This is a genomic window from Vibrio sp. 2134-1 (assembly GCF_033339495.1).
In genome coordinates this window covers 1-537 of the sequence record NZ_JAWOUS010000878.1, presented here as the reverse complement: position 1 = coordinate 537, position 537 = coordinate 1, and the positions used below count along the sequence as shown (strand labels likewise).

Here is a 537-nt window from a genome sequence, read left to right as displayed (position 1 = left end):
ATTGGCATGGTAAACAACATACCGATTCCGTAGGTAGCAAAGCCAATTAAGATACCGCCACAAATAATCGCTGCCCAAACAATCATGGCCGGAATATTGGATTTCACTGCGTTAAAGCTAGTAAACACCGCTGTCATCATGTCGACACGGCGCTCCATCATTAATGGAATCGAAAACGCAGAGATACTAAATACGATACACGCCAACACGAATCCAACCAATGAACCTATGACCAGAAAAGGCAAAAACTCAGTCAGTGGTGCGCCTTGTACGGATGGGTACAACGCGTGGAGCAGCGCAGCGATACGCATCCAGAAAATCATACAAACGGCAAGCAATACTGCGAACGCCCATTGTGAGCTGGAGTTACGACCAATCGCTTTCATGGAATGAAGCAGGCGCGCTTTGTGCCCACGTTCTCTCTCCCAACTCGCATCATAAAGACCCAGTGCTAAAAACGGACCTATGAGCATATAGACTATGAGGCTTGGCATCACCACTAAGTGTGTGCCTTGCCATTGCACCAGAAGCACAATA

At 47.5% G+C, this 537-nt stretch carries 1 protein-coding gene; it reads right to left on the bottom strand.

Features of this window, described 5'->3' with window-relative positions; all coding sequences use genetic code 11:
- Nucleotides 1–537, bottom strand: a 537-nt coding sequence (locus R7R78_RS29025) for a DUF2189 domain-containing protein (protein ID WP_225474954.1), incomplete at both ends; no start/stop codon positions are given.